At 70.2% G+C, this 21,038-nt stretch carries 18 protein-coding genes; 9 read left to right on the forward strand and 9 right to left on the reverse strand.

Annotation, left to right across the window (positions count from 1 at the left end; all coding sequences use genetic code 11):
- Positions 1 to 12: 12 nt before the first annotated feature.
- The 4 genes from OV208_RS23025 to speD are packed head-to-tail and all read right to left on the reverse strand — an operon-like array spanning position 13 to position 2,696.
- Positions 13 to 240, reverse strand: coding sequence for a DUF350 domain-containing protein (locus OV208_RS23025; RefSeq protein WP_120534707.1), 228 nt, complete (start codon positions 238 to 240; stop codon positions 13 to 15).
- Complete coding sequence (locus OV208_RS23030) at positions 240 to 401, reverse strand: hypothetical protein (protein WP_167509839.1); 162 nt, start codon at positions 399 to 401, stop codon at positions 240 to 242. The genes OV208_RS23025 and OV208_RS23030 overlap by 1 nt, the downstream gene beginning before the upstream one ends.
- 34 nt (positions 402 to 435) lie before the next feature.
- The gene (locus OV208_RS23035) at positions 436 to 2,349 is read right to left on the reverse strand and encodes a DUF4178 domain-containing protein (protein WP_267576029.1); all 1,914 of its coding nucleotides are present in this window, start codon (positions 2,347 to 2,349) and stop codon (positions 436 to 438) included.
- Entirely contained in the window at positions 2,346 to 2,696 is a 351-nt protein-coding gene (speD, locus tag OV208_RS23040) for an adenosylmethionine decarboxylase (protein ID WP_267576030.1), read from the reverse strand. The genes OV208_RS23035 and speD overlap by 4 nt, the downstream gene beginning before the upstream one ends.
- Before the next feature lie 75 nt (positions 2,697 to 2,771).
- Between speD and OV208_RS23045 the strand changes: the two genes are divergently transcribed.
- Genes OV208_RS23045 through OV208_RS23055 form a run of 3 tightly spaced genes read left to right on the forward strand, consistent with a single transcriptional unit; the run spans position 2,772 to position 4,646 of the window.
- A complete protein-coding gene (locus tag OV208_RS23045; protein ID WP_267576031.1) occupies positions 2,772 to 3,479 on the forward strand; it encodes a peptidylprolyl isomerase in 708 nt (235 codons plus the stop codon).
- On the forward strand, positions 3,476 to 4,210 hold the full coding sequence (locus OV208_RS23050) for an alpha/beta hydrolase (protein WP_267576032.1): 735 nt from the start codon (positions 3,476 to 3,478) through the stop codon (positions 4,208 to 4,210). Before OV208_RS23045 ends, OV208_RS23050 begins: the two co-directional genes overlap by 4 nt.
- A 19-nt stretch (positions 4,211 to 4,229) precedes the next feature.
- Entirely contained in the window at positions 4,230 to 4,646 is a 417-nt protein-coding gene (locus tag OV208_RS23055; RefSeq protein WP_267576033.1) for a secondary thiamine-phosphate synthase enzyme YjbQ, read from the forward strand.
- 9 nt (positions 4,647 to 4,655) lie between these two features.
- On the opposite strand, the gene OV208_RS23060 is transcribed toward OV208_RS23055, so the two are convergent.
- The 4 genes from OV208_RS23060 to OV208_RS23075 form a co-directional block, all read right to left on the reverse strand.
- A complete protein-coding gene (locus OV208_RS23060) occupies positions 4,656 to 6,506 on the reverse strand; it encodes a L,D-transpeptidase (RefSeq protein WP_267576034.1) in 1,851 nt (616 codons plus the stop codon).
- Between the two features lie 159 nt (positions 6,507 to 6,665).
- Positions 6,666 to 8,027, reverse strand: coding sequence for a sigma-54-dependent transcriptional regulator (locus tag OV208_RS23065; protein WP_267576035.1), 1,362 nt, complete (start codon positions 8,025 to 8,027; stop codon positions 6,666 to 6,668).
- Complete coding sequence (locus OV208_RS23070; RefSeq protein WP_267576036.1) at positions 8,024 to 9,451, reverse strand: sensor histidine kinase; 1,428 nt, start codon at positions 9,449 to 9,451, stop codon at positions 8,024 to 8,026. Before OV208_RS23070 ends, OV208_RS23065 begins: the two co-directional genes overlap by 4 nt.
- Positions 9,452 to 9,524: 73 nt before the next feature.
- Positions 9,525 to 9,986, reverse strand: a complete 462-nt coding sequence (locus OV208_RS23075) for a hypothetical protein (RefSeq protein WP_267576037.1) — start codon at positions 9,984 to 9,986, stop codon at positions 9,525 to 9,527.
- A gap of 338 nt (positions 9,987 to 10,324) precedes the next feature.
- Here OV208_RS23075 and OV208_RS23080 point away from each other — a divergent pair, with 338 nt between their 5' ends.
- The 6 genes from OV208_RS23080 to OV208_RS23105 all read left to right on the forward strand — a co-directional run bounded on the left by OV208_RS23080 (position 10,325) and on the right by OV208_RS23105 (position 19,622).
- Complete coding sequence (locus OV208_RS23080) at positions 10,325 to 10,588, forward strand: hypothetical protein (protein WP_267576038.1); 264 nt, start codon at positions 10,325 to 10,327, stop codon at positions 10,586 to 10,588.
- 246 nt (positions 10,589 to 10,834) lie between these two features.
- The gene (locus tag OV208_RS23085) at positions 10,835 to 11,122 is read left to right on the forward strand and encodes a hypothetical protein (RefSeq protein ID WP_267576039.1); all 288 of its coding nucleotides are present in this window, start codon (positions 10,835 to 10,837) and stop codon (positions 11,120 to 11,122) included.
- A gap of 228 nt (positions 11,123 to 11,350) precedes the next feature.
- Entirely contained in the window at positions 11,351 to 11,935 is a 585-nt protein-coding gene (locus OV208_RS23090) for a GAF domain-containing protein (protein WP_267576040.1), read from the forward strand.
- A 117-nt stretch (positions 11,936 to 12,052) separates the two neighbouring features.
- Positions 12,053 to 13,948 carry a serine/threonine-protein kinase gene (locus tag OV208_RS23095; RefSeq protein ID WP_267576041.1) on the forward strand — a complete coding sequence of 632 codons (1,896 nt, stop codon included), beginning with the start codon at positions 12,053 to 12,055 and terminating at the stop codon, positions 13,946 to 13,948.
- Between the two features lie 85 nt (positions 13,949 to 14,033).
- The gene (locus OV208_RS23100) at positions 14,034 to 17,807 is read left to right on the forward strand and encodes a DUF3858 domain-containing protein (protein ID WP_267576042.1); all 3,774 of its coding nucleotides are present in this window, start codon (positions 14,034 to 14,036) and stop codon (positions 17,805 to 17,807) included.
- Positions 17,808 to 17,906: 99 nt separating this feature from the next.
- Complete coding sequence (locus OV208_RS23105) at positions 17,907 to 19,622, forward strand: glycoside hydrolase family 71/99-like protein (protein WP_267576043.1); 1,716 nt, start codon at positions 17,907 to 17,909, stop codon at positions 19,620 to 19,622.
- 54 nt (positions 19,623 to 19,676) lie between these two features.
- On the opposite strand, the gene OV208_RS23110 is transcribed toward OV208_RS23105, so the two are convergent.
- Positions 19,677 to 20,882, reverse strand: coding sequence for an isoaspartyl peptidase/L-asparaginase family protein (locus OV208_RS23110; protein WP_267576044.1), 1,206 nt, complete (start codon positions 20,880 to 20,882; stop codon positions 19,677 to 19,679).
- Between the last annotated feature and the right edge of the window lie 156 nt (positions 20,883 to 21,038).

Here is a 21,038-nt window from a genome sequence, read left to right on the forward strand (position 1 = left end):
GCGTCACGTCGCTCAACCGCCGATGGCCGCCGCGATGATGATGGCCAGGCCCAGGATGAAGGAGCCGATGACGATGCCCAGCGCCGTGTTCTGGTCGACCTCGATCTCCTTGTGCACGTCGTACGGGAGGATGAGGCGGATGACGTAGAAGCCGGCCACGAACACCACCAGACCGATGAGCGAATAGATGACGCTCGCCAGCACTCCCTGCAGGGTGACCACCACTCCAAGCAGCAGCATCACTTGCCTCCCATGAATCCACCGGTCCACAGCAGCACGCCGCCGGGGCCGCGCCGCACATCGCCTGTCACCCGTCCGCGCTCCTCGTTGCTGAAGGGAGCCCAGCCCGTATAGGTCGCCCACGCATACGCCAGCAGCACGAACCCACCCAGGTACTTCATCGTCCACCTCCACCGTGCTCCCCGTGAGGGAGCCCTACTGCAGGTTGCTTTCCTTCCAGCGCTCGGTCTCGAAGCCGTGGGCGCTGATGAACGACAGCACCGGCCCCACCAGCAGCAGCACCAGCGCGATGACGAACCAGCTCTCGTTCGGCGTGTCGTGCGTCAAGAGCACCCGGTAGCTGACGCCTTGCAGGCTCGACTTGAACTTCATCGCCGGGTCGAACGACGTGGTGGTGCGCAGCACGTACGTGCCCTTGGGCACCGTGGACAGGAACACGCTGCCGTGGTCGCCACCCTCGCTCCAGGAGCCGTCGCTGTCGCGCCCGTGGTAGTAGCTGATCTCCTCGTAGAAGCTCACCACCTCCTGCGTGCCCTGGTTCACCAGGTCGCCCTGCACGCCCACCCACGAATTGTCGAGCGTGGTGGCCATGGTCACCTCCGCGCGGATGTTGCCGTCGCGCGTGAGCTCGAACGGTTCGCTGAAGTGCATGGCGGAGGGCGTGCCCGACGCCGCATCCGGGGACACCTGCACCTGGAGGTCCAGCACCTGCGCGTTCATCGCCCGCGCGTGCAACACGGCCGACAGCGCGAACAGGCCCAGCAGCCAGACGCCCGTCCACTTCAGCGTCGTCGTCAGCGCCGCCCGGCGCTTGTTGGGCTGGCTGGGGGCGATGCCCCGGGGCGGAGGCAGCGTCTCCTTCAGCCTGAACGCGTCCCGCACCTGCTCCGGCGCCAGGTACTCGCCGTGGGTGTAGGTGACCTCGTTGTCGGTGGCGTCCTCGTTCACGGAGTACGGCGGCGCGACGTACTCGGTCGCCTGGGCCGTCTCGCCCCGGGTCACCTTCCAGTAGAATTCACCCACCACCGCGTCGGTGACGGCCTGGACGGACTGGAAGGCCTTGTAGCGCCGGCCTTCGTAGTGCGCGGAGACATGCGGGACGACCTCCGCGTCACCGGCCGCCAGCGGCTTCAAGAACACCCAGTGGCCGTTGGACTCCATCAGCCACGTGAAGCCGCGCGCCGGGTGGTAGAGCAGGTACTCCAGCCACGGGTAGCGCGTGCCCTCCACCGTGCACGAGCGCTCCTGGTAGCCGATGCAGATCCACTCCACCCCGTCGAACGTGCCCTTCGCGCCCAGCGGGATGTCCGCGGGGAGCTCCGGCTTCTGGAGCAGCTTGAGGAACTTCAGCTTGCCCTGGCTCGCGTCCATCAGCGCGCCGCAGTACGGGCACGCCACGCGCAGCGTCTGATCCGGCGCGCGCAGCTCCAGCGGGCCGTTGCACTGGGTGCAGCGCGCCTGCTGCAACTGCGCCTTGCGCACGCGCGGGCGCAGGTCGCCGGCCGGGATGCCCAGTTGCGACAGCTCCAGCTTCTGGCCCAGGAACACCTCCGGGTCGCGGTCGCGCGAGCCGAAGTCCAGCGACACGAACAGGCCCCGGGGACCCGTGGCGTCCACGTACCAGGAGTCCTCGGAGGGATCGACGTCGCTGGGCAGCTGGCCCTCCGCGGCGGTGACCTGCCCGTGGCCCCGCTCCTCCACCACCAGGGGGCGGTTGCGCAGGCGCAGGCGCTCGCCCGGGTGGAGGGAGTCCAGTTGCAGGCCCTCCTCCACGCCGCCGTCGAAGAGCAGGTGGAAGGCGCCCTCGGACTCGCTGAGCCAGCCGGTGCGGCCGTCGGACATCTCCACGTACCACTCGTCCCAGGGACCGGCGCCGTGGTCCTTCTGGAGGTGGCCCACCAGTTGGTAGGAGGCGCCGTTGATGCGCCCCTCCAGCCCCAGGCGCAGGGGAGAGTCGGTCTCCACGACGCGGGCCACCTGGCCGTGCGCCTCCAGCTCCGCGCCAGCGCGCGCCACCACCGCCTGGCAGTGGCCGCAGACCACGACCTGCGCCGAACCGGCGGTGAACTCCACGCTCGCCCCACACGACGGACACGCCCCCTGCGTCACGCCTCCACCCCTCTCGACAGTTCACGCACGCGGCACGACGTGGCCCCCAGGAAGCGGGCCACCAGCGCGTCGAAGTCCGGACGCGCGCGGGTGCGGCAGCAATAGACGTTGAGCGCGGCGAAGCCGTGCTCCGGAAAGGTGTGGACGGTCAGGTGGCTTTCGGCCAGCAGCGCGAGGCCGGTGATGCCCCCGGGCTCCGGGAAGACGTGCCACTGGGGCTGGCCCACGACCTTCAGGTCCAGGAGGACCACGAGCTGTTCGAAGAGCGCCGCCAACGCGGGCGCGTCCTTGAGCCGCTCCGGCGAACAGCCGCTCGCGTCAACCAGCCATTCCTGTCCGGTTGTCACAGGGCAAACCTCCGGGGATGGACGCACTCTTTAGCACGCCGTGGCCATGCCGAAAGCCGCTAGGATGCGCCCGCCATGCGCACCTCATTCCTGACCGTTGGTTTCCTCTGCCTCGCCCTGACCGCGTGCTCCAAGGACAAGGAGTCCGAAGGCGGCAAGGCATCCCCGACCCCCTCCAACTCCGCGGCGTCCCCCCGCACGGTGAGCCTGCAGACGGACACGGCCACCGCGAAGGGCTTCCAGAGGAAGGCGCTGGAGGGTCAGGACCTCTGGGCCAAGATGGAGACGAACCAGGGCACCATCGTCCTGAAGCTCTTCTCCAAGGACGCGCCCAAGACGGTGTCCAACTTCGTGGGGCTCGCGACCGGCGAGCAGCCGTGGATCAGCCCCAAGACGCGCGAGCGGGTGGAGGGCACGCCGCTGTACGACGGCGCCATCTTCCACCGCGTCATCCCGGGCTTCATGATTCAAGGCGGCGACCCCACGGGCACCGGCCGGGGCGACCCGGGCTACCGCTTCGGCGACGAGTTCAAGAGCATGCGCACCTTCGACAAGCCGGGCATCCTGGCCATGGCCAACGCGGGCCCGGGCACCAACGGCAGCCAGTTCTTCATCACCACCAGCACGCCGTCGAACCTGAACGGCAAGCACACCATCTTCGGTGAGGTGGTGACGGGCTACGAGGTGGTGGAGAAGATTGGCAACGTGCCGCGCAGCCGCCAGGACCGGCCCAACGAGGACGTGGTCATCCAGCACATCACCATCAGCGACGCGCAGCCGTGAGCGTCCGTCCGCGTGCGGTGCGCACGAAGCTGGGCGAGCTGGACTGCGTCGTGGTGGACGCGCTCCCCGAGGGCGCGAAGCCGGACCTGGTGGTCGTGCTCAGCCACGGCTTCGGCGCGTCGGGCACGGACCTGGTAGGGCTGGCGCCGGAGTTGATGAACGCCTCGCCCAGGCTGGCGGAGGCCGTGCGCTTCGTGTTTCCGGAGGCGCCCCTGTCGCTGGAGAACCTGGGCATGCCCCAGGGGCGCGCGTGGTTCGCGCTGCCGCAGTCGGTGCTGATGGGGCAGCAGCGGGACTGGGAGCAGTTCTCCCGGGAAGTGCCCCCGGGGATGCCCGCCGCCCGCCGTGCGTTGATGAGCACGGTGGCCGCGCTCCAGCAGCCCTTCGGCCGCATCGTGCTGGGAGGCTTCAGCCAGGGCGCGATGATGTCCACGGACGTGGCGCTGCGGCTGGAGGAGTGCCCGGCCGGCCTGTGCCTGCTGTCCGGTGCGCTGGTCGCGGAAGAGGAGTGGAAGCCCCGGGCCAAGGCCCGGCCAGCGCTGCCGGTGTTCCAGGGACATGGACGTCAGGATCCGGTGCTGCCCTTCCAGGAAGGCGAGCGCCTGCGCGACCTGCTGACCGGGGTGGGGATGCCGGTGGAGTTCCTACCTTTCGACGGTGGGCACACCATCCTCACCGAGGAGTTGGAGCAGTTGGCCGCGTTCCTCGTGAAGCGACTGGACGGACGCTGACCCGCGGGACGGAGGAAGCGTGTATCAGGCGAAGGAGCTGACGGTGTCCACGCGGGGCCGGGGCCTCGTGGACATCACCGACGACGTGCAGCGAGCGGTGAAGGGCACGGGCGTGCGCGAAGGCCTGTGCACGCTGTTCCTGCACCACACGAGCGCGTCGTTGATCATCAGCGAGAACGCGGACCCCGTCGTCCAGCGCGACCTGGAGGCGTTCTTCTCCCGGCTGGTGAAGGACGGGGATCCGCTGTTCCAGCACGACGCGGAGGGGCCGGATGACATGCCCGCGCACGTGCGGTCGGTGCTGACGCAGGTGACCCTGAGCATCCCGGTGAAGGACGGCGAGGCGGACCTGGGCACGTGGCAGGCGGTCTACGTCTGGGAGCACCGCACGTCGCCGCACCGCCGCCGCGTCACCGTGTCCGTGCTGGGCGGTTGAGCCGCGTGCTCACAGGTCGCTGACGGTGGCTACCACGGGAGCGCTGCCGCGGCGCTTCTTCGGCTGGACACGGGCCTGTCCGCGGATGCGCACCCAGGTGCCCGGGTCGTCGGGCATGGCGTGGGCCATGGACCAGCCGGTGGGCACTTCGGGCGTGGTCCAGCCGTAGAGGACGCGTGCGTCCTTCGGGGCCAGGTTGATGCAGCCGTGGCTCACCGGTTCACCGAAGCGGTCGTGCCAGTAGGCGGTGTGCAGCGCGAAGTCGCCTTCGAAGAACATGGTCCACGGCACGGTGGCGACGCGGTAGCTGGCGTTGCCCATGCTGCCGGTCATGTCGGCCTCGGCGAACTTCACCCAGACGCGGAACAGGCCCTCGGGGGTGTCGGTGCCGGGGCTGCCGGAGGAGATGAGCGTGGCGTAGACGGGGCGGTCGCCCTCGTAGGCGATGAGCACCTGGGACTCCAGGTCCACGTCCAGCCACTTCGCGCCGGGCTCCACGATGGACGGGGACGCCAGCGACCACGCGACGTGCAGGTCATCGCGGGCCACCCAGTGGTCCTCCGCGATGCGCACCCACTGGCCATCCGGGGACAGCTCGCGCACGGACACGAGCGTGCGGGGCGGGAGCACCGTCTCACGGTCGGCGTGGGAGTCCGGGGCCACGCGCACGACGACATCCGAGCGCGGAGCGGCGCGGGACTGGGCCCACGCGAAGGGCATGGGGAGTGAGGCGAGCGCCTCCGCGTCCAGGCCGCTGAAGTCGGAGGGGCGGTGTTCGCGCAGCACACGGGCTTCGAAGTACTGGCCGTCCGACGTGCGCCAGAAGGTGCGCCGGCCGACCTTGACCTGCCCCTGGAGCTTCACCGTCACGGAGCCCTTGAGCAGCACGCCCTGCTTGCGCCTGCGGGCGAGCGCGAGGCTCGGGTAGGCGCGCACGCGGCGGCCGACGACGCGAGCGTAGATGCCGGGCGTGAGCGCGCCCTCTTCCACGCGGGGCAGCGTGCGCACGCGGGGCTCGCGGAAGTTCTGCTCCAGGTAGCGCTCGCACACCCAGCCGCGGGGTTGCAGGTGTACCCACGTCTCGCAGTCGGGTCCGCGCATCGCGCCCTCCTGCCACGTCACGCGCATGTCCTGGGCCACCGTGCCCAGAGGCTGTGAATCCTGCCGGGGCTCCGAGCGCACCGCGATGGAACGGCGCACGCGCAGCGAGCCCGCATCCGGCGCGTAGGGAATGGCGTAGGGCTCCATGCCCGCGTCGAGCGCGGCGAGCGGTTCGTCGGGAACGGGGGCATCGTCGGAGTCCGGATCCACTGCGGGCGGTGTTCCATTCGGCTTGGAACCCATGTCCGCGACGGGGGTGCCCCCCTGCAAGGGCTCTACTGCGACAGGAGGCACAGGCTCCTGGGCGAAGTCATCAGCATCGAGCAGCGGTTCTCCATCGGGTCCCAGTTCCAGCACGGGGACCTCGGACTCGGTGATGACCTGCGTTTCCTCCTCGCCCGGCAGGGCCTCGGAGTTCGAGCCACGTAACGGGGCCTGCGAAAGCGAAGGCTCCAGCGACAGCGCACCACTCGCGCCTCCGTCCTCCGAGAGCTCCGAAGGTTCGATCAGCGCCGAGGCCGTGGCATGCGCCACGCCGCCATCCTCGGACGACTCCGGCGTGGTGGCCTGCCACGCGGAGCGCAGAGCCTCCGCGGATTGCGTCGGTAGAGGTTCGGCATCGGGCGAGGAGGCCACGGACGCCAACTCCGTCACGGCGCGCGCGCTGCCCGCATCCGCTGGAGTGAGGGGAGCGGGCGGCTCCACCGGAGCGCACGCGAAGAGCATCAGGGGAAGTCCGAGCGGGAACCAGCGGCGCATACAGGCCGCTACGGTACGGGTCCCCGCCGACATCCTCAACGTCGGCCCAGGTGCGATCTCCTGCGCGCGAAACCGCGTGGGTGGGCAGGACTTGCGCCCGCAGCGGTCATTGCCACGAACGGCGGAAAGCGCGTCCTTCCCTGCCCGAAGCGAACCGGATCAACTCCGCCCTTCAGCGGGAGGAATGCCCTCCGGCGCCTCGGGCGTCTCCAGCAACTTGTAGAGCGTCTTGCGGTCCACCGCCAACAGCCGAGCCGCCTCGCTCTTGTTGCCGCCCACGTGCTGGAGCACGTGCGCCGCGTACCGCCGCGACAGCTCCGCGAGGCTCGGCAAATCACCCGCGAGCCCGGTGAGCCGCTTGGGCGCGTCACCGATGGGCTCCGGGAAGTCCGGCGGCCCCAGCACGCCCGTGACGTTCAGCGCGAGCGCCCGCGCCATCACGTTCTCCAACTGCCGCACGTTGCCCGGCCAGTCGTACACCGTGAGCCGCGCCATCGCGTCCGCCGTCACCACCGGCCTCACACCTCCCCGCGCATGCAGCGCCGCGAAGTGCTCCACCAGCGCCGGGATGTCCTCGCGCCGCTCGCGCAAGGGCGGCAGGTGCAGGTGCACCACGTCCAGCCGGTACAGGAGGTCCTCGCGGAACAACCCATCCGTCACCCGGACCTTCAAGTCCTTGTTCGTCGCCGCCAGCACCCGCACGTCCACCTTCACCGGGACGCTCTCGCCCACGCGGCGGATCTCCCCCTCCTGGACCACGCGCAGGAGCTGCGACTGGACCTTCATGCCCACGTCGCCAATCTCATCCAGGAAGAGCGTGCCGCCGTTGGCCTCCTCGAACAGACCGCGCCGAGCACCCGACGCGCCCGTGAAGCTGCCCTTCGCGTGGCCGAACAGCTCGCTCTCCATCAGCGATTCGGTGATGGCGCCACAATCGATGGGGATGAACGGCCCGCTGGAGCGCGCCGAGCGCTTGTGCAGCGCCCGCGCCACCATCTCCTTGCCCGTGCCCGTCTCACCCGTAATCAGCACCGGCACGTTGCTGGTCGCGGCTCGCGCCACCTGCTTGTAGACCTCCAGCAGCGCCTGGCTGCGGCCCACGAGCGACGTGCGCTCCACCTGCTTGCGCAGCGTGCGGTTCTCCTCCACCAGCCGCTTCTGCTCCAGCGCCCGCTTCGCCACCCGCATGATGGCGTCCACGTCGAACGGCTTGGACAGGTAGTCGAAGGCGCCCTGCTGGATGCTGTCCAGCGCGCCCTCGATGTTGCCGAACGCCGTCACCACGATGACCGGCGTGTCCGGCAGGTTGGAGCGCACCGTCTGGAGCACCTTGAGCCCGTCGCCGGGGTCCGGCATCGCCATGTCCGTGAGGACCAGGTCGAAGGCCTGCTCACCCATCCGCTCCGCCGCGCCCTTCGGGTCCGCCGCCTGCACCACCGGGCCCAGCACACCCAGCAGGCGCTGCAACAGGTCCCGCGCATGCGGGTCATCATCCACGACGAGGATTCGGGCTGAGCTCATGAGGCCTTGCGGATGGAGGTGGAGTCCCGTTGAGCGCCGGACTCCACCACAAGCGGCGCCGCCGTGCGCGCGGCACGTGCGAAGCGCACGTGGATCCGCGTCCCCTTGCCTTCTTCTGAATGCACCGTGAGCGTGCCGCCGTGGGCCTCCACCACGCGCCGGGTGGTGGCCAGCCCCAGCCCATGGCCCGGAATGCCGCGCACCTCCGCGGCCCGGAAGAACGGCTGGAACAGCGACGCCTGCGTCGCCGCGCTCATCCCCAGCCCGTTGTCCGTCACCTCCACCACCGCGTCCGTGCCTTCCGTCGCCACGCGCACCTTCACGCGCGGGTCCGGCCGCCCCGCCGTGTACTTCACCGCGTTGGACAACAGGTTGCGCGCCACCACCTGGAGCAGCTGCGCGGGACAGTCCACCAGCACGCCCGGCTCCAGCTCGCGCTCCAACGCCACGCCCAGCGCCGACGCCGTCTGGCTCACCTCCAGCAAGAGCGTGCTCACCGCCGTGTCCAGTTCGCCCTTCGTGCCATCGCCCCGGTTGCCCGCGCGGCAGAAGCGCAGCAGCGCTTCAATCAGCTCCCCCATGCGCACCGCGCTGGATTCGCACTGCGAAATCATCTCCAGCGCGCCCGGGTCCTTCACCGAGCCCGAGCGCCGGATGAGCGTCAGGTAGCCCTTGAGCGGGGACAGCGGGCCCATCAGGTCGTGCGCCACGCGGCTGGTGAAGGCATCCAGCTCCTGGTTGTGCCGCCCCAGCTCTTCAATCTGCCCCTGGATGGTGGCGTCCTGGCGCTTGAGCAGCCGGATGATGTGCCAGCCCACCAGCGCCGACAGGAGGATGGCCAGCAGCGTGGTGCCCGCCCCCAGGGCGGTGTTGCGCACCCGGAGCGTGCCCAGCCGGCCCACGAGCACGCGGGCATCATCCGCGTTCTCCGTGGCGAGCTTCCCCGCGAGCGAGTCCACCTCCGCCGCCAGCGGACGGATGCTCTCCACCAGGTGGCGCCGGGCGCGCTCCGCTTCGCGCTGCCGCGAGAACACCGCCGCCGCGCGCACCTGATCCGCGAGGCCCTGGCAAGCGCCGTTGAAGCGCAGCCACACCTCCTTCTCCCCGGGGGGCAGGTGGCGCATGTACGCTTCGGAGGCCCGGCGGATGCTGCCCAGGATGTCCTCCATCACCGCGTCGGCTTCCCTGCGCTCGGCGTCGCCCGTGGAGCGCACGTGCGCCTCGATGGCGGACTCCAGCGACATCACGTCCACGCGGATGCGCCCGATGAGGCTCGCGCGCTCCAGCGCCTCCAGCACCAGCGCGTCCACCTGATGGCCGGTGCGCACCTCCGTCAAGAGCGTGAAGCCCGTGACGGCCGACAGCATCATCACCACGAAGAAGAAACCCGCGCGGTAGCCACGGATGGGGGTCCGCGAGTTCATCGCCACGCCCACGCTCCTTGAAGGACTGGAAGAAGAACACGCCCCGGACAACGACGGAGCTGCTTCGCAAACGTCACGGCACCGGCCGGGTGGCCTCGGTGGCCGTCTCGCCCGGCAGGGGCGGCTGGGTGCGGCGCCGCGCGCGCTCCAGCGCGGATTCGTACCACACGTCCGACAACTCCTCGTGCAGCGCCGCCAGCTCGCGCTGCCGCGCCAGCAATTGCGCGTTGTGCTCTTCCAACGCGTGGCGCTCCGTCTCCAGCCGCGCCAGCTCATCCACCGCCGTCGAACGGCCCTGTTCGGCTTCCGCGCGCGCCTGCTCCGCCTCCGCGCGCTCCTGCGCCAGCTCTTCCAGCGCGGACTCCAGCGCCGCCAGCTTCGTCGCCAGCACTTCGGTGCGATCGCGCTCGGACTGGTACTCGCGCTGCCAGCGTTCCGTTTCCAACACCTGGGCTTGCAGGCGCTCGGGCGGGATGGTCGCGGCGCATCCCAGGCCCAGCCACGCCATGCTCCATGCGACCAGCAGGTGCCGCATACGCCATCTCTCCCGACCCCTGGCCGCGCGACATGCGTGACGAGGACCGCCGGGCAACATGCTCATACAAGGTCCCGGCGCCTGACGCTCGGGAAGGCAGAGTGCGTCACAGCTTGCAGAAGAGCGTTGGTGCCGTCAAAGCACCGCAAGCCTGCCTGGGGAGCTTGCACCCATCGTTGCGATCCCAACTGAGGAGATTCTCCCCATGGCGGATCCACTCCCACCCGGGGAAACCCGCGTAGTTGCTCAAAACCGGAACTGGCACGGCGGATGCTCTTGGGTCAGCGCACAACAACCGATGCAATCCCGCGTCGGCGTGTCGTTCCCCGGAGCCATCCATGAAGACCGTCATCGTCGCCGCCCTGTTCGCCGCCTCCACCGCGTTCGCCAACTCCCCCGCGCCCGCCGCCGCCCCCGCCGCGCAGCCGGCTCCCGCCGCCGTCGAGGCGAAGACCGAAGCTGCCGCTCCTGCTCCCGCCACCGGTGAAGTGAAGACCGAGGCCAAGACGGAGACCAAGACGGAGGCCAAGCCGGCCGGCAAGAAGGCCACCAAGAAGACCACCACCAAGACCACCGAGAAGACCGAGAAGGCCGCGGAGTAATCCCGCCGCCGCACCGTCTGCCCGCCTCCAAGGGACGGACATGACGCTGTGCCCGACAGGGGCGCCTTCTTCACGAAGGTGCCCCTGTTGTCGTTCGCGCGGTGCCGTGCGCGGGAAGCCTCCACCGTCTTCCAACGCGCGGCTTCCGAGTGAATAAAAACGCCTCATTCTCCCTCTACAGCCGCGATGACGATGACCACCGCAATCACGCGATGGCAGGGCGTCATCAGACCTTCGAGACCCACCATGAAGACCTTCATCGCCGCCGCCGTCATGTTCGCCGCCACCGCCGCCTTCGCCGCCGCTCCCGCCAAGGCGCCCGCCGCCAAGACGGAGACGGCCCCCAGCGGCGTGCAGGCCGATCCTTCGACGGAGACCAAGACGGAGACCAAGACCGAGGTGAAGAGCGAGACCAAGCCCTCCGGCCGCACGCAGGCCGTCAAGAAGGGCACCGAGACGAAGACCCTCGACAGTGCCTCCGAGACGAAGACCGAAACGAAGACCGAGTCCGTGAAGGCGCCCGGCACCAAGTAGTCCCGGCGCAGCCAGCACCGCCGTGCCCGACGGGGGCCCCCTCTTCACGAGGGTGCCCCTGTCGTCGTTTCCGGCACCGGACATCCCAAAACATTCTCCTTCTTAGAATTTCAGCAAAACCACCATTTGACAGCGACAGAAGAATCCTGCTTAATGGGCTTTAGGTGGATGCCGCTGCATCCACGCCAAGAAGGGGCGTCCCCCTCCCCCCCTTCAAGCGAGACGGTCATGGTGGAAGCGTTCACGAAGGTGTCCGAAGCCTCCCGGTTGCTGCTGGACAAGGGCCTGTGCCCGGCCACGGGCGCGGAAGCGCTGGGCATGGTGGCCCGCACGCTGAAGGTGGATCGCGCCTGCATCTTCGAGAACCGCACCACGAACCTGGCGGGCCGGTTCCTCACGGACCTGCGCCACGCGTGGGCGGAGCCGGGTGTGGTGTCCCCGCATGCGCACCCGGTGCTGCGCTCCTTCGCGATGCGCGACTACGCGCTTTCCTGGATGGACATGCTGGAGGCGGGGATGGTGGTCTCCTCCTCGTCCCGCGAGGCGCCGCCCCTGATGCGCGAGGTCCTGGAGCGCCAGGGCGTCCAGTCGGTGCTCCTGTGCCCCATCACCCCGGCCAAGCAGTGGTGGGGGTTCGTGGCCTTCGAGGACTGCCACCAGGCGCGCGTCTGGCGCCCGGAAGAGGTGTCGCTGCTCAAGTCGCTGGCGCGGGCCATTGGCGCGTCGGTGCGGCACGCGAACATGCGCTCCTCGCTGTCCCAGGTGCGCACCAACCTCACCAGCGTGCTGCGCACCGCCTCCGGGGATACCTGAGCGCACCCGGGTCACGGCCGCCCGCCCACCGTGCGGACGGGGAGGTGATAAGCGGCAGGCGAGCAGCGGCAACGCGGCGTCCCGTTTCTGCTACCCTCGCCGCCCTGCGCCCCGCCCATGTCCTCGATTGAGCCCACCGCCATCAGCCGTGCCCGGACCCCTGACCTCATCAGCGGCTACCGCTTGGAGAAGCTCGTCGGTGCCGGAGGCATGGGAGAGGTCCACAAGGCCACCCAGCTCTCGCTAGGCCGCACGGTCGCGGTCAAGCTGCTCAATACGGAGCTGGCCAAGGACCCGTCGTTCATCGCGCGCTTCCAGAAGGAAGCCGCCGCGCTGGCGACCCTGAGCCACCCCCACGTCGTCGCCATCGTCGACAAGGGGAAGACGGACAGCACCTACTACCTGGTGATGGAGTTCGTGGACGGTCCGTCCCTGCGCGAGCTCATGCGCAGCCCGCAGATGGACACGCCGGTGCTGCTGCGCCGGATGCTCGAAATCTGCCGCGCCATCGAGTACGCGCACGGCCGGGGCGTCATCCACCGCGACCTGAAGCCGGAGAACATCCTGCTGGATCAGCAGGCTGGCGGCATCGCGAAGGTGTCCGACTTCGGGCTGGCGTCCTTCCTGGACGACTCGACGGTGGCGGCGCGCTACGCGCTCACGTCCACGCACGTGTCCATGGGGACCATCTCGTACATGGCGCCCGAGCAGCGCGTGGACGCGAAGAGCGCGGACGCGCGCGCGGACATCTTCTCCCTGGGCGTCATCCTCTACGAGACCTTCACCGGCGAGGTGCCGCTGGGCACCTTCGATCCACCGTCGCGCAAGCGCTCGGGGCTGGACGCGCGCGTGGACGCCATCGTGATGCGGTGCCTCAAGCCGGATCCGGACGACCGCTACCAGACGGTGGGCGCGCTCATCGCGGAGCTGGAACCGCTGGTGCCCGGTGGAATGCTGTCCATGCCCCCCATGCGGCTGACGCGCATGGCGCGGGCGAAGCGGACGGTGAAGAGCGCGGTGCGCGTGGTGGCACAGACGGCGGCGACGCTGCTGGTGCTGACGGCGGCGGGCGTACTGGGCGTGGCGTACTACCGCAGCGGACAGGTCCGGGCACAGCCGGTGATGCCGGGCGCCGCCATCATGGCGGAACACGCGCACGCGGACCCGCAGCGCAGCGCCCCCGGCCGGCGCGAGGACGTGCCCCCGGGCAAGCAGCGCGTGACGGTGGGCGAGGGACCGGATCAACTGGCGGTTCCGGTGGCCGGCAGGCCCGTGCTCTTCGAGAACAAGGCCGTCGTCTTCCCCCCCCTGAACCTCCCCCTCTTCTTCGCGAGCGAGGGTGAGAACCTGGCGCGCGTGGGACGGGTGCGCGCGGACGTGGTGGGGCTGGTGGGTGGCGTCGCGCGGCTGACCGCGCGCGTGCGCGCCGAATCGCCTCCTCCCACGATGAAGCGCCGCGTGAAGGAACTGTTGGAGGGCCCGCCTCCGGATGCGGTGGCCGCGCTGATGCTGATAGGCCGGGACGGCCGCTATGTGGCGCTGGTGCACCATGGAGCGGGCGCGCCCCTGGCCCTGGAGTGGGCGCTGGGCGAGCGCAGTGGCACCATGCTGGGCCTGCCCTCTCCCCAGGGTGAAGCTCGCCTGGAGCTGTTCGTCACCGAGGAGGGTGTGCTGCAGGCCTTCGTCGGGCAGGGCAAGGATCAGCGCCCCTTCGCGGAGCCGCTGAACCTGGGCCCGGACTGGCAGAGCCACTTCGGCGAGCCGCCCATGCCGGCCGTCGGCTGCATCGAGGGCACCTGCAGCATCGAGGGGCTCACCTACGCCGTGGACCGGCCCTCGCCCGTGGTGGAGACCCCGTCCGCGCCCGTGGTGATGGCCCCGCCCCAGCGCACGGTGGCCACGGCGGCGGTGCCCGCCAAGGCGGTGGTGCCCAAGCGCGTGGCGCCCCCGCCGCCCCCGCCCAAGCGGCAGCCGGTCAAGGCGGCCCCCGCCAAGTCCCCGAAGCGCCGCTAGGGAAACAGCCGGCGCGGACTTCGCACAAGCACCTCAAGGGGAATATGGCCACGCCGGGGGGATTGCATTATCCCTCGACTCCCCTATGCGCACCTTCCGCCGCGGCCTGACCGCGCTCGCCCTCGTCGCTGGCCTCACCGGCTGTCCCCGGCCGTCCTCCGTCGTCGCGCCCCACGTGCTCGAGTCCGCCGCCGAGCGCGCGGGCCAGGGTGACGCGGAGGCACGCACGCTCGCGTTCGCGGGCTTCCACGCGTACCTCGTCGCCGGTGACGTGGCGCTCGCGCAGCAGCGCTTCGACGCCGCCGTGCAGAAGGACCCCGGCGACCCGTACGCCCTGCAGGGCCAGGCGCTGCTCGCCCGGCGCAAGGGCCAGTCCGACCGCGCGCTCGCGGCGTCGCTGGAGCTGGTGAAGCGCGCCCCCCGCCATCCGCTGGCCGCCATCGCCGCCCGCTACATGCTGGACCGCGTGGGCACGTCGCGCGCGGAGGACGACACCATCCTCAAGGGCGTGGACGCCGGGCTCACCGCGGGCGCCCAGGGCGAGACGGCCTACCTGCTGCGCGCCGCGCGCCTGTCCGTGGCGAGCATCCGCGTGGACACGGCGACCCAGTCCCAGGCGCTCAAGGACCTGGGCGGCGCGAGCGAGGCCACGCTGGTGGGCCCCTTCTCCCCCTTCCACGTGCTGTCCATCAACGAGCCCCTTGCCCCGGAGAAGGACGGCTCCTTCGCGGGGCCCTTCACGGGTGCGTACGGCGCGCTGTCCGCGCGCACGCTGCGCTCGCCGGACGGCCGGCTGGACCTGGGCGGAGAGCCCGGCCACGGGGACATGTACGCGCTGGGCATCGACGCCGAAGTGGCCGAAGCCGGCGTGTACGTGCTGCGCACGGTGAGCCAGACGTCGCACCGCGTGCTGATGGATGGCGCCCCGGTGCTGGAGCGCAACGACTGGGCCCGCACCACCTCCACGGTGTCGGTGAAGGCGATGGAGCTGCCCGCGGGCAAGCACCGCTTCGTCGTGCGGCTGGCGAAGGACAACACCCAGGGCGGCCTCACGTTCGCGCTGCTCAAGGCGGACGGGAGCGCGGCCCAGGTGCGCCTCACCGCCGCCACCGGACAGGCGCCGCGCTGGAACGCGACCCTGGACGAAGCCGAGGCCCCTTCCCTGTTCCCCAGCGCGGAGGACCTGGCACAGGCCCTCCAGTCCGAGGCCGGCGAGACGCTGGGCGCGTTCCTCGCGGTGCGCGACGGCCTGTCGCGCGACCCGGACGGCACGCGGCGGCTGATGGCGAAGCTGGAGGCGGCGACGCCCGCGGTGCTGACCCTGCGCGCGGAGCAGGCCGCGCAGGACCGCGGCATCCCGTCCAAGGTGGCGCGCGGCCGGGCCACGCGCGACCTGGAAGCGGCGCTGGCGAAGGACCCGACCAACGTGGCCGCGCTGCTGTTGCGCGCGGACCTCTTCCTGGATGACGGCCAGGCGGCCACCGCGCTGGACACGCTGAAGACGGCGCGCGACGCGGTGAAGCCCGCGGGCTTCCCGGTGCACCTGCTGCTCGCCCGCGCGGCGCTGGCGCTGGACGTGGACGCCCAGGCGGAGACCGCCCTGGCCGCGGCGATGGAAGCCCAGCCCGGGCTGTGCGAGGCGCTGGGCCTCCAGTATTCGCTGGCGCGGCGCCGGGACGCGGTGGCGCGCACCGACGAGCTGATGAAGGCCCAGGAGGGCTGCCCCGGCGCGGACGCGCGGCTCGTGGAGCACCAGCGCACGCGGGGCGACATGGAGGCGACGGCGAAGGGCTACGCGCGGCTGCTCGCGCAGGACCCCGACAACCTCACCAACGCCGCCGCGCTGGCCAGCGCCTACGTCAGCCTGCGCCGCTACGACGACGCGGCGAAGGTGCTCCAGGCGGTCTCCATCGCGTGGCCGCGCAACACGGAGGTCCTCAAGCGGCTGGCGGACGTGCGCGAGTACGCCGGCCAGGGCGCGGAGGCGCTGAAGCTGCGCGAACAGGCGCTGAAGCTGGACGGCAGTGACCTGCCGCTGCGCCGCGCGGTGGAGCGCGCGAAGACGGGCAAGGAGCTGCTCGCCGCCTACGCCATCGACGGGAAGGAAGCGCTGAAGGCGTACGAGGCGGCCCCCATCACCGGCGGCAGCGCGGCGGCGTACGTGCTGGACGCGGCGGCGGTGCAGGCCTTCGCGGATGGCTCCATCGTCAACCGCATCCACACCATCCAGAAGGCGCTGGAGCAGTCGGGCGTGCAGGACATCGCGGAGGTGAACATCCCTCGGGGCGCGCAGGTGCTGGCGCTGCGCACGCTCAAGGCGGACGGCCGCGTGCTGGAGCCGGAGAACTTCGAGGGCAAGGACGCGGTCAGCCTCCCCGGCGTGCAGGTGGGAGACTCCGTGGAGGTCGAATACCTGCTGGCCGAAGGCGAGCGGGGCCCCGCGCAGCCGGGCTTCACCGCGTCCGCCTTCTACTTTCAAATCGCCAACCAGCCGAACGCGTGGAGCACGTACACCGTCGTCGCGCCCAAGGGCAGCGGCATGAAGGTGGACGCGCACGGGATGAAGGCCCCTCCCCCGGAGGTGAAGGGCGACGTGGAGGTGTTCCACTACGACGCGCGCCGCGTGCCGCCGTTCATCCCGGAGCCGGACGCGCCGCCCACGGGCAACGAATACCTGCCCTTCGTGATGGTGGGCGCGGGCGAGACGGGCAACGACGGACTGGCGCGCGTGTACGGCGACGCCTTCCAGGACCGGTGGATCCGCACCGCGGAGGTGGAGGCGTTCGCGCGCGAAGCCGTGGGCGACAAGAAGGGCCTGGAGGCGGTGAAGGCGCTGCACGCGGCGGTGATGAAGCGCTTCTCCGGACGAGACGCGAGCCTCGCGCAGTCCGCGGCCTCCACCGTGGCGCAGGACCGGGGCAGCCGGCTGTCGGTGATGAAGGCGAGCCTGGAGACGCTGGGCATCCCGTCGCGCGTGGCGGCGGTGCGCACCTTCAACACGGACCCCGCGCCCTACCTGTTCCCGGCGGACGCGCTGCTGCCCTACGCGACGCTGCGCGTGGAGGTGCCCGGTGAGGCCCCCGTGTGGGTGGACACGTCGGTGCGCTTCGGCCCCTTCGGCGAGTTGCCCGAGGCCGCCATGGGCGAGCGCGAGGCCTACCTCCTGCCGGAGCCCGGCAAGGCGCTGGAGAAGGTGAAGACGCCGCCGCTCAAGCCGCGCGCGGGAAAAACGGTGAAGCTCACGCTGGAGATTGGCACCGACGGCAAGCTCAGCGGCCAGGGCGAGGAGACCTACTCCGGCTTCGACGCCGCGCAGATCGCCGACGCCTTCGAACAGCTCTCCGCGGAGAGCCGCAACCAGGCGCTCCAGGGCGCGGTGGCGCGCTACTTCGGCGGCGCGGAGCTGTCGTCCGTGAAGCTGGAGCGCACGGAAGAGGTCGGCGCGCCCTTCGTGCTGCGCTACGCGTTCACCGTGCCCCGCTTCGGGCGCATGGAGGGCGACGGCCGCATGGCCATGGGCCCCCTCACCTTCCCCGCACTGCTGGGTCGGCGCTACGTGCAGCTCAGCTCCCGCACCACGCCGCTCTTCATCGACGACACGGAGGCCAGCCGCACCAACGTCACCCTCACCGTGCCCCAGGGCTGGAAGCTCAGCGACCCGCAGGCGGACCTGAAGGTGGACAGCGAGTTCGGCCGCTACACCCGCGCGGAGAAGCAGGACGGCCGCACGTTCTCCATCGCGGAGTCCCTGCTGCTGCCCCGCGCCCGCATCACCCCTGCCCAGTACGAGAAGTTCTCCGCCTTCGCCGGGGACGTGGACCTGCTCCAGGTGCGCGAGCTGTTCCTCGTGAAGAAGTAGCGGCCAGACATTCCAGGAATGCAGCTATTCCTGATTGATAGCGTCTTATGTTAACGGGCTCCTGTCCGGGGTGGTTGCTCCGGCCAGGAGCCTGTTCACATGAGACCGCAGGATTGGATGTCGCTGGGTGCGTGCGCGCTGTTGGGTTTGCTTGGCGCGGGGTGTGGTGCTCCGTCGTCCGTGGACGGCGCGGCGGGACCGGCCCCCGAATTGGAATCGCAGCGCGCGGGCGCGGCGGTGAAGGTCAGCAAGGCCGTGGGCAAGAAGGTGTACGTGCACCTGATGCCCTGGTTCGAGACGCGGGCCACGTCGGGCAATGGCGGGTGGGGCATCCACTGGACCATGGCCAACCAGAACCCGGACGTGGTGGACGGCTCCGGGCGGCGGCAGATTGCTTCGCACTACTACCCGCTCATCGGGCCGTACGGCTCCGGGGATCGGGACGTCGTCGAGTACCAGTTGCTGCTGATGAAGTACGCGGGCGTGGACGGGGTGCTCATCGACTGGCCGGGCACCATCAACGCGTTCGACTATCCGAAGAACCGGGCCAACAGCGAAGCGGTCATCGCGCAGACGGCGGCGGTGGGGTTGGACTTCGCGGTGGTGTACGAGGACCACAACGTCAAGTTCGCGTACGACGGCGGCTTCATCACCGACAAGCCAGGCGCCGCGCGCAACGACATGGCGTACCTGCGCGACCGGTACTTCAACCAGCCCAACTACATCCGGCAGGACAACGCGCCGCTGCTGCTCGTCTTCGGGCCGCAAACGTTCCAGTCCCCCGGTGAGTGGACGAACGTCTTCTCCCCGCTGAGCCAGAAGCCCACCTTCCTGACGCTCTGGTACGAGTCGGGGGAGGCGGGCGGGAACGCGAAGGGCGAGTTCGCGTGGATCTACCCGGACTTCACGGAGGGCCTCACCCACTTCTACAACAACCAGCCGTCGCCCCTGAAGTTCGGCTCCGTGTACCCGGGCTTCCGTTCGTTCTACGCGGCGGGCGGCTGGGGCGGGCCCACCTGGGAGATTGCCCACAACGGCCTCAACAGCTTCAACCAGACGCTGGACCTGGCGAAGAACGCGGCCAGCATCAACCACTTCCAGATCAACACCTGGAACGACTACGGCGAGGGGACGATGATCGAACCCACGCGCGAGTTCGGCTACGGCTTCCTCACGTCGCTCCAGCAGAAGCTGGGCGTGCCGTATTCGCAGAGCGAGCTGGAGCTCATCAACACGCTCTATCAGCAGCGCAAGCAGTACGCGGGGGACGGCAACAAGCAGGCGCAGCTCAACCAGGCGGCCGCCGCGCTCTCCGCGCTGGACGTCACCCAGGCGCGCAACATCCTCAACGGCGGTGGTGGCGGCGGCACGGGCGTGTCCATCACCAACGGCGGCTTCGAGTCCGGCATGACGGGCTGGTCCACGTGGACGCCCAACAACACGGCGGGCGCGGCCTTCGCGGAGACGTACAACGGCGGGCACAACAGCGCGAACCACCTGACGCACTGGAGCGGCGCGCCCTTCGAGACGTGGACGTACCAGGCGGTGTCCGGGCTGGCGTCGGGCAACTACAAGGTCCGCGCGTGGGTGCGCAAGGGTGGCGGCTTCGACATGGCGCGCTTCCAGGTGAAGGCGTGCACCTCCTGCACGTTCGCGTTCACCACGCTGGGCACGTACGGCGACTGGACCCAGGTGGAGACGCCCGCCGTGTCCGTGACGGGTGGCTTCCTGGAGTTCGGCTTCCACACGCGGGCGCTCACCGGAAACACCGCCAACTTCATCCACATGGATGACGTGTCGATCATCAAGCTGTAGCGCGCGGTGAGGGATGCCCGAGCTTCGCGGTGGACGCGGGCCTGGGCATTCACGTCACGGCCCCTGGAAGATGGCTACGTTCGGCTTGCCGTCCTCGCCGATGTAGCCGCGATACATGCCGGAGGAGTTGAAGGGCATGGCCACGTTGCCCTGGCGGTCCATGGCGATGACACCGCCCTCGCCGCCGGCCTTCACCAGCACGTCGAGGATGACGACGTTGGCGGCCTCCGGCAACGGCAGGTCCTGGTACTCGACGCGGGCGCAGATGTCGCGCGCCACCGTGTAGCGGATGAAGAACTCGCCATGCCCGGTGGCGGACACCGCGCAGCGCTCATCCGCGTAGGTGCCCGCGCCGATGATGGGCGAATCCCCGACGCGGCCGAAGCGCTTGTTCGTCATTCCGCCCGTGGACGTGCCCGCCGCGAGATTGCCTTCCTGATCCAACGCCACCGCGCCCACCGTGCCGAACTTGTGGTCCCCCGTCACCGGATCCACGCCCGGCTCCAGTGATGAGGCAGGAGACGTCCCTGGCGTCACGGGCGGCTGCGCTGGTGGTACGGGCGCTGCTCCTGGTGTCACAGGCGGCGGTTGCGTCGCGGGAGGTTGCCCTGGCGTCACGGGTGGAGCCGCCTTCGCCTTCTCCTGCTCCAACGCGCGCTGGAGGCCCTGCCAGCGCTCCTCCGTGTAGAAGTACTTCGCGTCCACCAACGGCATGCCCTGCGACTGGGCGAACGCCTCCGCGCCGTCGCCCACCATCATCACGTGCGGCGACTTCTCCATCACCAGCCGCGCCAGGTCGATGGGGTTCTGGATATGACGCACGCCCGCCACCGCCCCCGCCGCGCGCGTCTTCCCATCCATCAACGCCGCATCCAGCTCGTTCACCCCGTCGTGGTTGAACACCGCGCCCTTGCCCGCGTTGAAGTACGGCGAGTCCTCCAGCACGTGGATGGCGGCCGTCACCGCGTCCAGGCTGCGGCCTCCCTTCGCCAGCACCGCATGGCCCGCCTGGAGCGCCTGGGTGAGCACGGCTCGCATCGCGGCCTCGCGCTCCGGAGACAGGTTCTCGCGGGAGATGACACCCGCGCCTCCGTGGATGACCAGCCCCCACTTCGGCTTCACCCGGGGCGGCGCGTCCGTGCGCAGGGCCGCCTCGTCGCGCGCCTGGGTCGACGTGGCGCATCCCAACGGGGCCAGCAGCAGCGCGGCGGTGCCAGCAAGCAGGCTCCGGTGCGGCCGGAGAGAGAACGAAGCGAACATGCCTTTGTGCCTCCTGAAGAGGTCCCGACCTAAAGCTGTTCGTTCGCGGCCGTCCAGGCCCTCCCGCATGCCGCGGTGCACCCATCCTTCGGGGAGGGGCGAGCCGGCGAAATCCCGAGCCCCTGCCCGCCTGCCTGCCCTCCGCTTCCCCTCCCG

The sequence above is a fragment of the Corallococcus sp. bb12-1 genome (assembly GCF_026626765.1).
GTDB classification, from domain to species: domain Bacteria; phylum Myxococcota; class Myxococcia; order Myxococcales; family Myxococcaceae; genus Corallococcus; species Corallococcus terminator.